The following is a 14,376-nucleotide window of genomic DNA, read 5'->3' on the forward strand; positions in this document are numbered from 1 at the left end:
CTCCTGAGGGAAGACTAGTCTTGTATCGGCGCGATGCCGGAACCCTGCGGAAGCTTCTCGGCCACCTGCCTGGTCCCTTGCGGAAAGCGATTGATAAGCATCAGGACCAACCCTGAACCGAGAATGGCCGCGAGAATCCAGAACCATAGGACCGCGTTCCCATTCCCCGCCGTCGCGGCGACCAGGGCTGCGCCAAGCGGCGCTCCGAAATTGCCGATCGCCATGTAGAGCGTGAATTGCGTGGCCGCCACTTCCGGGCGGCACAAGCTCATGGCCAAAGGTATCATCGAGATCGCGAACAGGATCGAGCAGACGTTGAAATACCAGATCATGAGCAGCAGCTGCCAATCCGCCCCCCAGTAGGGGCGCAGAACCGTCATCCCGACGCATCCTGCCGCGTAGAGCACGAGGATGCCGATCAGCGCCCTGCGCGGACCGATCCGGTCCACAGCCCAGCCCCCGATCAGCAGCCCGAACACAGCGATCGCCAGCTCCATCGTGGCGATCGTGTTGGTATAATCCGTCGTCGTCCATTCGCCCAGATCGGTCGCCATTATCGGCCAGTAAGCTTCGAAACCGCCGGTCGGGATGGACCGCATCAGCAGGATGGGCATGAACAGCAGGCTCGAAAGAACGAACAGCGCCCTGAAGCTGGACTTCAGCAGCGGCCACCAGGCGACGACCTGAATGCCGAGATTGCGGGGGTGCGCCTCACCCTTGGTCCAAGGCAAGGCGCGTTCGCCGTCACGTTCGCGAATGCAGAGACCATAGACAAAAGCGATCACCAGCACCGCGGCCATGCCGAAATAGGCGGCCGAGATGCCGCTCCAAGCGATCAGCCACCCGCTCATCGCGATCCCCGCGGCGCGCCCCAGCCCCTGGGCTCCGAACATGATGCCGCCCGCGCGGGCGCGCTCGTCGTCGCTCAGGATGTCGACGACGATGCCATCGATGGCCACATCCTGGAACGTCACGGCCGCATTGATCGTGAAGCCCAGCGCGGAAATGAGGAACACGTCGCGGGCGCCAGGAGAGAACATGGCCCCGGCCACGAGCGCCAGCACGAGCGCTCCCTGCGCGCCGAGCAGCCAGACCCGCCGTCGGCCCATCGGCAGGTAGGTGTAGCGGTCCATCAGGAAGCCGTTGATCAGCTTCAGCGTCCACGGAAGATTGCTCAGCCCCACGACCAACGCGACTTCGGCGGTGGACGCGCCGTTCGACGCCATCCAGGCGGGGATGGCATAGAAGAACAGCCCGAGCGGGAAGCCCTGGGTGATGTAGAACAGGAAGACGGTAAAGAAGCGAAGCGGCTTGCTACGCTCGAGCGAGGGCAGAAACGTGGCCGAAACGGTCATTGCGTGCCCCCACATCGGTCTGCCCTGCTCGGCAGGCCGGTTTCAGGAGCAACTGACCCTATCGTGCGCCGCAACGCAACGGGAACTTGCGGCCATTCCGCCCTGCATCAACGGCAAAATGAACCGAAGCCCCGGGCTGCCTGGTCGAAATGCAGGTGGTCGCGGTGTGCGGCGTTGTAGTCGGGCGACAGAACGGTGCCGAATACCGCACAGGCCCCATCGCGCACGCGGCGCAGGAAGCGGGCCTCTTCGTCTTCACCGTTCCAGTTCGACAGGACCGAAATCCGCCGCCCGTCCGCCAGCACGAAGCCGGAGATGTCGATGGCGTTTCCGGTTGCGTGCTCGCTCCAACGCCCGTCGTCGCGATTGCTGATCCGGCGGCAGGAATAGGTGCCGAAGTGCTCCAGCCTCGCGACGGGAGAACCGAGCAGATCCCCGGCCGCGGGCTGGACATCGCGTGCCATCCACAGGCTGGTTGCCGCGGCGACCGCGCATGTGGCGGCGGGCTTTTGCGGGGAAAGAGCCAGGTCCTCCAGCACCGTCCTGTCGTCCTGCCGGCAGGATCCCTCGCCGCGCGCGTCCAGGCGTTCGAAGGCAATCTCGCTTCGCTCCAGCACCGCGAGGCAGGCGGCCGGGTCGCTCCGCAGTGCGGAAATCTTGCGCTGGGTTGCCCATCCCGGCGGATCGCGCAGATCGAGCGGCGCCCAGGGATCGTGTTGCGGATGGTCATGCAACCAGGCCCGCCCAGCCAGGACGAGCGACGCGACGATCAGCAACCAGAAGGCGGGGCCGTCGATGCGCGGGACTTGCATGCCCACGGTATCGTTCAGAGCAGCAGAAGTTCCGCCAGGATACCAAGCGCGATGAGGATGAAGGCCGTCCCGACCCCGCGATCGATCCATACCCGGGTGGCCGGGCGATCCATTGCCCGCGCGAGCCTGTTGCCGGCATAGATGTAGGCAGCCCCCACCAGCAGATCCAGCACGGTGCCGATCGCGATCAACGCGCCGAATTGCGATGCGACGGGCAGGTCGGGGTGGACGAACGGCGGCAGCAGCGCGACGACGTATATCAGCGCCTTGGGATTCCCCACGGCGACCAGTATGCCGTCGCGAAACGCGCTGGTCGAAGGCGGCGGCGCAGCGGTCTGGCCTTGTGCGGCCAGGTCACCGGCGCGGCGCAGGGCCTTGGCGCCGAGCCACGCGATGTACAGGGCCCCGCCGATGGCAAGCAGGTCGAACGCCGTGGGAAAGGCCTTGGCCAGCGAGCCGAGCCCGATCGCCGCCAGTGCCCACCAGAAGAGGTAGCCGATCTGCATGCCGATCAGCGCTGCCCAGCCCGCCCGCGCACCGCGCCAGACCGATTCGGTCATGACGAACAGCATCGAAGGGCCGGGCACGATGCTGGTCAGCCCTGTCATCACGGCAAAGGCGAGGAGGCGTTCCGGATCCATCGGCGCGCCTCATGGCGCGGGTGCGCACAGGGTCAATGGAAATCGCGCGACGGGGGGAGCGGGAGCAGCTTGGGCACGATCCGCGCGTCTCGCGGATGCCCCTGATGAAACCCGCATTCGCGATTGCCGGGGCCCGGCGGCTCCCACGGCTCGACGGGCACGAAGGGGTCGTCGGGGCCTTCGCGAAGGTTGTCCTTCGGGCCGAACTTGGCCGGCAAGGGGTTGTTGCAGTGGTCGGCGCGGGCGATCGGCGTCTTGATCAGGTCGTCCGACAGCCTGTGCAGATCGTGCGTGGCATCGGTCATGTGCTGGGCGATCACGTGGATCACCTCGTCGTCGTATTCCACCCGCCCGCGCACCTCCATCAGGCGGCTGCCCATCACGACGCGCCGCTGCTTCTCCTTGAGGTCGGGCCAGACGACGAGGTTGATCACCCCGGTCTCGTCCTCCAGCGTGATGAAGCAGACGCCCTTGGCGCTGCCGGGCCGCTGGCGGATCAACACCACGCCGGCCACATGGACGAGACTGCGGAACTTGCGCTCGCGCAGATCGCAGGCGCGGACGAAGCCACGCTCGGCCAGCGATGCGCGCAGGAAGGCCATGGGGTGCGCCTTGAGGCTGAGCCGCGTGGTCTGGTAATCGGCCACGACCTCTTCGCTCAGCGGCATGCGCGGCAAGGCGGTGCGCCGGCCTTCGGCCCCTTCGTCGCGCTCGTCCGCCGCGCGGAACAGCGGCAGGTCCTCCCCGCCGATCAGGCTGCGTGCGTCCCACAGTGCCTGCCGCCGGGGAAGGCCAAGCGACCTGAAGCAATCCGCGCTGGCGAGGCGCTCGACGTGAGCGGGCGAGAGCCTCGCGCGGTCGCGCAGTTCCGCCACATCGCGGTAGGGACCGTGTTCCTCGCGTTCCGCCACAAGGCGCGCGGCCACATGCTCGGGCAGGCCGTCGATCTGGCGCAGGCCCAGGCGCAGCGCGACATGGCGGTCGAACCGCCCCTGCGCGTCGGGAGCTCCGGCCTGGGCGGGACGCAAGGCTTCCAGTGAGCAGTCCCACTCGCTGTGATTGACGTCCACGGGCAGCACTTCGACCCCGTGCTCATGCGCATCGCGCACAATCTGCGCGGGAGCGTAGAAACCCATGGGCTGGGAGTTGAGCAACGCGCAGCCGAACGCCGCGGGGAAATGGCACTTCAGCCAGCTCGAAACGTAGACGAGATGCGCGAAGCTGGCGGCATGGCTTTCGGGGAAGCCGTATTCGCCGAAACCGCGGATCTGGTTGAAGCAGCGCTGGGCGAATTCGCGGTCATACCCGCGCTCGACCATCCGCTCGACCATCATGTCCTGAAGCTCGTCGACCATGCCGCGGCTGCGGAAGGTCGCCATGGCCTTGCGCAGCCGGTTGGCTTCCTTCGAAGAGAACTGGGCCGCATCCAGCGCGATCTTCATCGCCTGCTCCTGGAAGATCGGCACGCCCAGGGTGCGCTCTAGGATGCTGGACAACTCGTCGGGCGGACCGTGCTCTGGTCCTGGAGCTGGGATTTCGACCCGCTCCTCGCCCCGGCGGCGCTTGAGGTAGGGATGCACCATGTCGCCCTGGATCGGCCCCGGCCGCACGATGGCCACCTGGATGACGAGATCGTAGAACTCGCGCGGGCGCAGGCGGGGCAGCATGTTCATCTGCGCCCGGCTCTCCACCTGAAACACGCCGAGGGAATCGCCCTTGCGGAGCATGGCGTAGACCTCCGGATCCTCGCGCGGGACGGTGGCGAGGGTCAGGCAGCGCTCGTGGTGCTCTTCCAGCAGGTTCAGGCATTTCCTGATGCAGGTCAGCATCCCCAGGGCGAGCACGTCGACCTTGAGGATGCCGAGTGCCTCGATATCGTCCTTGTCCCATTCGATGAAGCTACGTTCGGGCATGGCGCCGTTGCCGATCGGGACGGTTTCGGTCAGCGGTCCGTCGGTCAGGATGAAACCGCCGACGTGCTGGCTCAGATGGCGCGGCATGCCGATCATCTGCTCGGTCAGCTTGAGCACGCGGACAAGGTGAGGATCGGCAGCATCCAAGCCGGTTTCGGCCACATGCTTTTCGCCGATCTCCTTGCCCCACCCGCCCCAGACCGTCCTCGCCAGCGCGCTGGTGACGTCCTCCGACAGGCCCATCGCCTTGCCGACCTCGCGGATCGCCATGCGGGGGCGATAGTGGATCACCGTGGCGCACAGCCCCGCGCGCTGGCGGCCGTACTTGCGATAGATGTACTGGATCACCTCTTCGCGCCGCTCGTGCTCGAAATCGACGTCGATGTCGGGCGGCTCCTTGCGTTCTTCGGAGATGAAGCGGTCGAACAGCAAGACGTGCTTTGCCGGATCGACGCTGGTGATACCCAGGCAATAGCACACCGCCGAGTTGGCGGCCGAGCCGCGCCCCTGGCACAGGATCGGCGGATCGACACCGGTGCGCGCGAAATCAACGATGTCCTTGATGGTCAGGAAATAGCGCGCAAGCTCGAGCTTGCCGATCAGCGCCAGCTCACGCTCGATCGTGCTGCGGACAGTATCCGGCAATCCTGACGGATAGCGCCAATCGGCACCCTTCCACGTTTCGCTTTCGAGGAACTCCTGCGGCGTCTGGCCTTCGGGGTAGATCTCTTCCGGATATTCGTAGCGCAGTTCGTCCAGCGTGAACCTGCAGGCATCGGCCACCTTGCGCGTCTCGGCGATGGCCTGGGGCCAACGCTGGAACAGTCGGATCATCTCCGCGGGGCTCTTGAGGTGCCGCTCGGCATTGGCATGCAGCAGGTGGCCTGCACCGGCGACGGTCGTCTTGTGCCGGATCGCCGTCATGACATCCTGCAGCGGCCGCCGCTCCGGCGCATGGTAATGGACGTCGTTCGTCGCCAGAAGCGCAAGGCCGTTGGCCCGCGCCAGTGCCTCGATCCGGTCGATCCGGGCGATATCGTCCCCGCTGTGGAGATAGCTCGCGGCCAGGTGGCGCAACCCCGGCAACCCGGCGCGCAGATGCACCAAAGCCTGACTGAACGGCGCCAAAGCCGGTGTGTGGATCGGCTCGCCGTCAAGCCCCACGACATTGCCGGCCCAACCCGGCACGCAGAACTGCGCATCGAGATCGGCCGGGGGCAGCAGGATCAGCTGCAAACCCTCGCAATGGCCCGCCAGCATGGGCAATGAGATGTCGCAAACGCCCTTGTCCTGCCACTCGCCGTCCAGTTTCGCCATCCGGCCGGCGGATATCAGGCGGCACAGATTGCCGTAGGCGGCCCGGTCCGTGGGATAGGCCAGGAAGGCGAGCCCTTCCACCGTCTCTATCCTGCAGCCGATCACCGGCGTCATGCGCAAGGTCTTGGCTTCGGTATGTATCCGCACCACGCCGGCCATCGAATTGGCATCGGCAATGCCGATCGCATCGTAGCCAAGGGCATGCGCGGTCAGGACCAGGTCCACCGCGTCCGATGCCCCGCGCAGGAAGCTGAAGTTGCTGACCAGCCCCAGCTCGACGAACGGTGCGCGCGGCGGCGGGGTCAGGACCTCGTCGTCTAGCTCGATCCTGCGGCGGGGAACGAGAAGGTCGTTCTCGGGCACATCAGCCTGCCATTTCCGCCAACCGCTCCTTCACCGCGGCAAGGTCGGCGGCAAACAGGCGCTCCTGTTCGTCGCGCGCCGGGCCGTCGAGCCGCAGGAGATAGCTGGGGTGTGCGGTAACCCACAGTTCGCTGCCATCCTCGAGCGGAATGGGCGCACCGCGGGCTTTCGAGATGCTGACCGTCTTGCCGAGCATCCCGCGGGCCGCGCTGGCACCCAGCGCCAGGATCAGCTTGGGCTGCACGATCTCGCGCTCGCTCTCGACCCACCAGCGGCAGATATCGATTTCCTTGGCGGTCGGCGACTGGTGCAGCCTGCGCTTGCCTCGCGGCACGAACTTGAAATGCTTGACCGCGTTGGTGACGTAGGCCGCGCGGCGGTCGATCCCGGCGGCTTCGAGATGAGTGTCGAGCACCTGTCCGGCAGGTCCGACGAAGGGCCGCCCGGCAAGATCTTCCTGGTCGCCGGGCTGCTCGCCGACGATCATCAGGGCGGCGTCCTGCGGCCCTTCCCCCATGACGGCATGATTGTCCAATAGGCCGATCGGGCAGCGGCGGCAGGCATGGATTGCCTTGTCGATTGCAGTCAACGAGCCGGGCCGTTCGCCCATGTCCAGTTCGCCCGCTTCCACCATTGCCGCCTCGCGCCCCTGTGCCCCTGCGATAAGCTCGGGAATGAGCGCCGCTTCGGGCATATTCTTCCAGTACTTGCGGGGCATTTCCTTGAGCATGGCCCCGATCTTCAAACGCGCGGGATTGAAGATCGATGCATAGTACTTGCGCCAGAGGTCCTCCATCGGATCGCCCGCGGGGGCATCCCCGCGCTGCGCCGGAGGACCTTCCTCCAGCGTCTTGCCGTCCCAGTGAAGCGAACCCTGCGGCGTCAGGATCGACCAGCTCATGTTGGAAAAGCGGCGCACGAAGAACCCCGCATTGGCGCGCAGGATGTGATGTTCGGGCTCGAACCAGGCGGCGAAATGCTCGGGAGCGTCTGCATCCCCCGTCTCGACCAGCCTGAACCGGGTGAAGGCCCGCATCTTGTGGATGTCGCGGCGCACCGTGCGGGCCAGTTCGTCGAGCCGCCGGACGTCGGGATCGGCCCGATCTTCCAGCGCCCTGGGATTGGCCTGCAGCCGCCAGAGCAGACGGTAGAGCAATGCGAACCGCTCAGGGTCCGAATGGCAAATGGCCATCTTGGCCAACTGCACGAACTGCTTGCTCGCGCGCACTACCACGGCATCGCTTCCGGGCACGGGCAGGCGGCGGTCGCCATGCGAGAACAAGCTGCCCGATCCGCCCGGCGCGACCCAGGCAACGCGGTCGGGCGGCACTTCGCATTGCACCAGCCCGCGGGCCCTTTCGCGCCAGAAGTCGAAATCGTCGGGTTCGGCCAGGTTGACCACGTAATACGTGCCCAGCTTGACGTGCTGCAGCGCGGTCATGCGGCGAACAGCTCCAATTGCTCCTGCTTGGGCGCGAGCAGCGCCCGCAAATCGGCGCGATCGGTCAGCGTGATCGGCCGCCAGTCACAGGTCACCAGGAAGGGGCGCACCTTGGCGATCGAGACAGTGAGCTTTCCTACGTCGTCCAGCCTCAGCGTGCGATGCCGCCGGCTGGCGATGATCTGATTGACCGCCCGCACCCCCAGCCCCGGAACGCGCAAAAGCGCCTCGCGGGGCGCGCGATTGACGTCGACCGGGAAGCGCTCGCGGAACTTGAGCGCCCAGGCCAGCTTGGGATCGATATCCAGCGGCAGGTTACCGTCGGCTTCCGTCGCCTGCATGACCTCGCCCGGCAGATAGCCGTAGAAGCGCATCAGCCAGTCGGACTGGTAAAGCCTGTGCTCGCGGATCAGCGGCGGGCGCTTGAGCGGCAGTACGGCGCTGGCGTCCGGAATGGGCGAAAACGCGCTGTAGTAGACCCGCCGCAGCCGGAACCGGTCGTAGAGCCGACTTGCTTTGCCCACAATATCCGCATCGGTCGCCGCATCTGCCCCCACGATCATCTGAGTGGATTGGCCGGCAGGCGCGAAGCGCGGGGCGTGCTTGAACCGCTTGCGCGCATCCTTGGCCTCGACAATCGCCATTTTGACGCCGCCCATCGCGCCTTCGATCTGCCGAGCATCCTTGTCCGGCGCGAGACGGGTCAGCCCCGCGTCGGTCGGCAATTCGACGTTGATCGACACCCGGTCCGCATAAAGCCCGGCCTGGTGCACCAGCCCGGGATCGGCTTCGGGGATCGACTTGAGGTGGATGTAGCCCCGGAAGTCGTGATCCTCGCGCAGGATGCGCGCGGTCTCCACCAGTTGCTCCATCGTATGGTTCGAGCTTTTGACGATGCCCGAGGAGAGAAACAGCCCCTCGATGTAGTTGCGGCGATAGAAGCTGAGAGTGAGGTCGGCCACTTCCTGCGGCGTGAAACGCGCGCGCCGAACGTTCGAGCTCTTGCGATTGACGCAGTAGTGGCAGTCGAACACGCAATGATTGGTCAGGAGAATCTTGAGCAGCGAGATGCACCGCCCGTCGGGCGCATAGGCGTGGCAGATGCCCATTCCCTCGGTCGAGCCGATGCCCTTACCGCCCTTCGAATTGCGTTTGCTCGTCCCCGAGGATGCGCAGGACGCGTCGTATTTTGCCGCGTCGGCAAGGATTTCGAGCTTTTCGATGATGCTGAGCTGACCCATCCGTTCCTTATATGTTCTTATCGGGGATTTGCCAGTCCTTTCCAACGCCGTGCGGGGCGCTTCGTCGCACAAACGGAACAGGATCGCCTCTCGGAGCTTCCGTCAGCACCTACAACGAAGGCGGACCCGATGACTTCGATAAATACCCTCTCCACGCGCGACGGCACTCAGCTTTTCTACAAGGAGCTCGGCGATGGCCCGCCGGTCATCCTCATCCACGGCTGGCCCTTGTCGGCCGATAGCTGGGATCCGGTCATGATGGCACTCGCGGAATCCGGATACCGCGCGATCGCCTACGACCGCCGCGGTTTCGGGAGGTCGGACCAGCCCAAGACCGGATACGATTACGACACGTTCGCCGACGATCTGGCCGACGTCATGAAGGCAACAGGCGCAAGCCAGGACGTGGCCCTCGTCGGCTTCTCGATGGGTGGCGGCGAAATCGCACGGTACATGAGCCGTCACGGCGGAGCGGGCGTATCGAAGGCGGTGCTCGTCAGTTCGGTCGTTCCGTACATGCTCCAGACCGACGACAACCCCAATGGCGTGCCGCAGGAAACCTTCGACGAGATGACCGCCGGAATGAAGGAGGATTTCCGCGCCTTCTTCACCGATTTCTTCGAGGATTTCTATGGCGACGACGTGAGCGACGAGGAACTCGACTGGGCCTGGATGACCACGATGAAGGCGGGCCAGTACGCTACGCTCAAGGCAGCCGAAGCGTTCGCGACGACCGACTTCCGCCCCGATTTGCCGAGCCTGACCGTGCCGACGCTGGTCATCCATGGCACCAAGGACGTGACCGTTCCGATCGATGCCACCGGGCGCGTGGTTGCCGCCCAGGTCCCCACCGCGGAGATCATCGAATACGACGGCGAACCCCACGGCGTGTTCGCCACGCAGACGCAGCGCCTGATCGACGACATCACCGCGTTCCTCGACCGCGGAGGCGCCTCGCAAAGCTACGAGCAGCGCATCATCGAACCGGCCTGAACCAGGCAATCCGTTGAATTGGAAGGCGCGCCCGTGTGGCGCGCCTTTCTTTTTGCCGATGGACGCGGCCCCTCCTGCCTGACATCATCCCCAAAAGGCTGGGGAGAGGCCGATGACGCAAAAGACTTTCAGCGAAGCGATCGCCGACGCGCCCTTGCGCCCTTACCAGATGCTGGTGATGGGGCTGGGGCTAGCACTCCTGGTCATCGACGGCATCGATCTCCAGTCGCTATCGCTGGTCACGCCGGTCATCCTCGACGAGTGGCAGATCGACCGCGCGGTCTTCGGTCCTGCCCTGGCCGCCTCGCTGTTCGGTATGGGCTTCGGCTCGATCTTCGGCGGCATGCTGGGCGACAAGATCGGCCGGCTGCGCACACTGTTCATCGCCTGCCTCATCTTCGGCGGGTCGACCATTGCAGCAGCGTGGACGAACACCGTGTGGGAGATGGCGGCCGTCCGCACGATCGGCGGCCTGGGCTTCGGTGCCGCCTATCCCAACGCCCTTGCCCTCGTCAGCGATTGGGTGAGCGAGAAATGGCGGCCCCACGCCGTTTCGTTTCTCTCGGTCGGCATCCCGGTGGGTATTTCGGTGAGCGCGGCGCTGATGCCGGTGCTGCTGCCGGAATACGGCTGGCGCGGCGCGTTCCAGATTTTCGGCGTCGCCTCGCTCGTCCTGGGTGCGATCCTGATCCTCTTCCTGCGCGAGCCGCCGGCCTATCTGCTCGGCAAGGGTCGCAAGGAGGAAGCGCAGAAGAGCGCCGCGCGCGTGATCGATCCGTCGATCGAACTTCTGCCGGAGTCCGTGGTGCGCGACAATGCTGGTGCAGGAGAGCAGATCGGCATTTTCCATCGCAGCAACCGCATGCTCAACATCGGCATGGTGATCAGCTTTTCCGCCACGACCACGCTGGTCTACGGCCTGCTGAACTGGACGCCCGAATTGCTGACGACGGCGGGCTTCACCTTGGAGCAGGCTCTGCGGGCCAGTTTCTGGCAGGGCATCCTGTCGATCGTCGGCGGGTTGTCCGCCGGGCTGACCACGCGGGCGTTCGGGTCGAAGGCGGTCATCATTGCGGGCGCTGCGGCGATCCTGGCGACGATCGTTGTCCTTGGCGTGATGCTCGAGAACCTCGACGGGGCGCCGACGCCGTCGCAGATCGACGTCATCGTGTTTCTCGAAGGTCTCGCCGTTGGTCTGGTCAGCATGATGATCACCGTATTCTACGTGGTCATGGCGTCGGGCTATCCCCACTCGTGCCGCGCCGGCGGGATCGGCATGGTGATCACTTCCGGCCGCGTGATGTCGATCACGATGGTGCTGGGAGGGGGCTGGCTGATCGGTCTTGGCGGCGAAGGCAGCTTCGTGTGGTATTTCGCCGTGCTGACGGTCATTTCGCTGATGGTCTTTGCCGCGGCCTTCATCATCGATCGGCAAGTCGAGCCCAAGCGCAAGGCGGCGCTCGCCTAGGCACACAAGCCCTGCAGGAACCAGTCGGGCAATCCGCCCCGCCCGTCACCGATGAGGCCGTGGCGGTAGATCCAGTAGCGGCGGCCTTCGCCATCCTCGATGCGATAGTAATCCCGCAGGCGCGCGGTGCCCTTCTCGCGCCACCATTCGGGGGCGATGCGTTCGGGCCCCTCGACACGGGCCACCTCGTGAACCCGGCCGCGCCAGCGGAACTTCTGCGGGAAGCCGTCGGGCGTGGCGTAAAGCACGGCGATCGCCTCAGGCCGGTCGAGCATCTTCAGGGGGCGCGCGTGAAACGCCAGCTCGCCCTGGCTGGCGGGTTGGGGGGCGAGCGGCGCTTGCCATTTCTGGGCGCGTTCGGGGATGTGGCTGGCGTGCGGCACCGGCCGGCGGACGGCGTTCTCGCCTAACCGCACGGTCAGCCGGTCCACGCAGGCGGCAAGGCTTGTGCCGTGCTCCTCGGCCGCGGCCTCAAAGTCGGCCTGGGCGAGTGCCAGCGGTTCGGCCCAGCTTGCCCGCAACCGGACCATCTCGATCCCGAAACCGGCCTCCACGTCGTCGAGGCGACTGGCGAAAAGGCGCACGATGTGCCCCGCTTCCCGCGTGGCGGCGGCGAATTCGAGCGTGCGGAGCACGACCTCTCCGTCGACCCTCCACATGCCCAGTTCGAGCCGGCGCGCACCCTGCCCCATCCCTTCGAGCTGGCGCGCCATATCCCCTGCAAGATCTTCGACCACCTGGTCGAGCAGCGGGCGATGGCGGATCGGCTCCATCAGCCGCCGCTGGACCAGCGGAAATTGCGGCGGGACGACCGGCAACAAGGGTTCGGGTACCCGGCCCACGATCTGATCCATCCGCACCAGCGGATTGGCCGCAGGCGAACGGCGATTGCGGAAGCGCCGCTGGATCGCGTCCCGCCCGATAGTCGCCAGTTGCCCCAACCGCTTGAGCCCGAGACGGCGGAGCACCAGCACGACATCGTCGTCGAGCCGCAGCGCACCGACCGGCAGGTCGGCAAGGGCTGCGGGCACATCCTCCCCGGCACAGGATGACAGGATCGCACGCTCGGGTCCGAAGTGGGCCAGGGCCCACGCAGCGCCGGCGGTGGGCGCAATGGCCAGTCTGGCCGTCAGCCCGCGGTGCGCGAACACGTCCTGCGCATCGGCCAGCAACCGCTCCTCGCCCCCGAAGATGTGCGCCACGGCGGTGACGTCCACCAGTACCCCGTCCGGTGGATCGAGCGCGCTCCACGGGCCCCAGCGGCGCGACCAGACGGCCAGCCTTTCGAGGAAGTCGAGATCGCCCGCCGGATCGCTGGGGACGACCTTGAGCGCGGGGCAGAGCGTGCGCGCATCGGCCAGCATCATGCCGGCGCGCGCGCCAGCGGCGAAGCCCGCCCGATTGGCCGCGTCGATCCGCGGACCGTGCGCGGTCTCGGTGATCAGCGCCAGGGGGTCGGCATCCGCCCCCTGCCCTTCCTGGCAGCCTTCAGCCTGCCGCCAGCGATCGACCGCCAGCCTCGCCAGCCAGATCGACAGGATCCTGCGCGGCGGGGGTGAAGCGGTCGGCGGCGAGGTGGTCTTCCTCATCGCGCAATATCCATTCTCCGGGACGGTGGCTGCGGGCGCGGAACAACTCGGCACGCCAGCTCGGGCGGCCGGGCGCGGCGGGGTTCCAGCGCGGTGAAGGCGAAACGGCTGCCGCAACGTCCCACCGCAGGCGCGCCGAACTGAGGTCGCGCGCCGCATCGAGCCTGACCAGCCAGAGCGACACCGCGTGCCGCTCGGCTGCGAGCGTCAGGCGGCGCGAAGCGGTGAAATCGAGTGCGCGGGGGTTTCCGGCGATCTCCCCAACCACGAAGGCAAGGTCGCGGCAGCGCACCCCTTCCTCCAGTGCGAAGAGTGCATCCTCCGGCGTCTTGGCCGACACGTGGATCAGGCGGCGGCGCAGGGCATCGGGCAGGCCCGGACGATAGGGACGGCCGCCGAGCCGGATCGCCGCGGCATCCTGCACCCACAGCACATCGCGCTGCCCGACATGTTCCGAGCTGGCGGTGCGCAGCTGGTCGAAGGCAAGCGCCAAGGCAGTCGAAACGCCGCTGGCATCGCAGCCCGGAGCGAATACCTCGTTATGGCGCGCGCCGGGCAATCCCGGCCGCCAATGCGCAGCGCGCTCGCCGAGCGAAGCCAGCTCGCCGGCCGTGGGCAAGGTGGAAAGGTCCATGTCGAATCGACTCCTGTGTTCTCTTTATGTTCCCTCCTGTTCCGCTTGGCAATCGACCGGCCGCCGTTTTCCCCGCTCCAGCCCGGCGGAACCTGCCAAAGGCATTTCCGTTGATCGGCCAAAGGAGAAAACCATGAGCGACGCTCAAGACCTCAAAGACAAATTCTGGAAAGCCCTCAACGCCAGTCCCTTCGTATTTCTGCAGCTCGATAACGACGCGACCACCGCCGTCCCGATGACCGCGCAGCTCGACAAGGATGCCAACAGCGCCATCTGGTTCTTCACCACGCGCGATCACCCGCTGGCCAAGATGGGCCCGGCCACCGCCACGTTCTCCGGCAAGGACAATCAGATCTTCTGCCGCTTTTCGGGCGTACTGAGCGAGGAAACCAACATCGCGCGTCTCGACAAGCAGTGGAGCCCGGCGGTCGAATCCTGGTTTGACGGGAAGGACGATCCGAACCTGCTGATGCTGCGGATGGATCTTGGCCAGGCGGAAATCTGGAACGCCGACATGGGCCTGATCGACACCGCGCGAATGCTGCTCGGCTTCAGCGTCGAAGAAGAAGCGCGCAAGGAACACACCGAAACCACACTTTAACGGAACGC

General features: G+C 66.1%; 11 protein-coding genes. 3 read left to right on the forward strand and 8 right to left on the reverse strand.

Annotated features, from left to right (window positions below):
* Positions 1–14: 14 nt before the first annotated feature.
* The 6 genes from ACWPMZ_RS07950 to ACWPMZ_RS07975 form a co-directional block, all read right to left on the reverse strand.
* On the reverse strand, positions 15–1,355 hold the full coding sequence (locus ACWPMZ_RS07950; RefSeq protein WP_455703468.1) for an MFS transporter: 1,341 nt from the start codon (positions 1,353–1,355) through the stop codon (positions 15–17).
* A gap of 107 nt (positions 1,356–1,462) precedes the next feature.
* A complete protein-coding gene (locus tag ACWPMZ_RS07955; protein ID WP_455703469.1) occupies positions 1,463–2,167 on the reverse strand; it encodes an extensin-like domain-containing protein in 705 nt (234 codons plus the stop codon).
* Between the two features lie 14 nt (positions 2,168–2,181).
* Positions 2,182–2,808, reverse strand: coding sequence for a LysE family translocator (locus ACWPMZ_RS07960; protein ID WP_455703470.1), 627 nt, complete (start codon positions 2,806–2,808; stop codon positions 2,182–2,184).
* A 32-nt stretch (positions 2,809–2,840) separates the two neighbouring features.
* Entirely contained in the window at positions 2,841–6,401 is a 3,561-nt protein-coding gene (locus tag ACWPMZ_RS07965) for an error-prone DNA polymerase (protein ID WP_455703471.1), read from the reverse strand.
* 1 nt (position 6,402) lies between these two features.
* Positions 6,403–7,842: a UdgX family uracil-DNA binding protein gene (locus tag ACWPMZ_RS07970; RefSeq protein ID WP_455703472.1), complete on the reverse strand. Its 1,440-nt coding sequence runs from the start codon at positions 7,840–7,842 to the stop codon at positions 6,403–6,405.
* Positions 7,839–9,083: a putative DNA modification/repair radical SAM protein gene (locus tag ACWPMZ_RS07975; RefSeq protein ID WP_455703473.1), complete on the reverse strand. Its 1,245-nt coding sequence runs from the start codon at positions 9,081–9,083 to the stop codon at positions 7,839–7,841. Before ACWPMZ_RS07975 ends, ACWPMZ_RS07970 begins: the two co-directional genes overlap by 4 nt.
* A gap of 129 nt (positions 9,084–9,212) precedes the next feature.
* Between ACWPMZ_RS07975 and ACWPMZ_RS07980 the strand changes: the two genes are divergently transcribed.
* Positions 9,213–10,076, forward strand: a complete 864-nt coding sequence (locus ACWPMZ_RS07980; RefSeq protein WP_455703474.1) for an alpha/beta fold hydrolase — start codon at positions 9,213–9,215, stop codon at positions 10,074–10,076.
* Between the two features lie 112 nt (positions 10,077–10,188).
* Positions 10,189–11,544: an MFS transporter gene (locus ACWPMZ_RS07985; RefSeq protein WP_455703475.1), complete on the forward strand. Its 1,356-nt coding sequence runs from the start codon at positions 10,189–10,191 to the stop codon at positions 11,542–11,544.
* On the opposite strand, the gene ACWPMZ_RS07990 is transcribed toward ACWPMZ_RS07985, so the two are convergent.
* Together ACWPMZ_RS07990 and ACWPMZ_RS07995 are read right to left on the reverse strand one after the other, a co-directional pair.
* Positions 11,541–13,133, reverse strand: coding sequence for a DUF6504 family protein (locus ACWPMZ_RS07990; protein ID WP_455703476.1), 1,593 nt, complete (start codon positions 13,131–13,133; stop codon positions 11,541–11,543). The two genes, ACWPMZ_RS07985 and ACWPMZ_RS07990, sit on opposite strands and share 4 nt — an antisense overlap.
* Entirely contained in the window at positions 13,033–13,767 is a 735-nt protein-coding gene (locus ACWPMZ_RS07995; RefSeq protein ID WP_455703477.1) for a hypothetical protein, read from the reverse strand. Before ACWPMZ_RS07995 ends, ACWPMZ_RS07990 begins: the two co-directional genes overlap by 101 nt.
* A gap of 133 nt (positions 13,768–13,900) precedes the next feature.
* On the opposite strand from ACWPMZ_RS07995, the gene ACWPMZ_RS08000 reads away from it, so the two are divergent.
* Positions 13,901–14,368 (forward strand): pyridoxamine 5'-phosphate oxidase family protein, encoded by a 468-nt coding sequence (locus tag ACWPMZ_RS08000; protein WP_455703478.1) that lies wholly within the window; start codon positions 13,901–13,903, stop codon positions 14,366–14,368.
* Positions 14,369–14,376 lie beyond the last annotated feature (8 nt).

It is taken from the genome of Tsuneonella sp. HG222 (genome assembly GCF_053819185.1).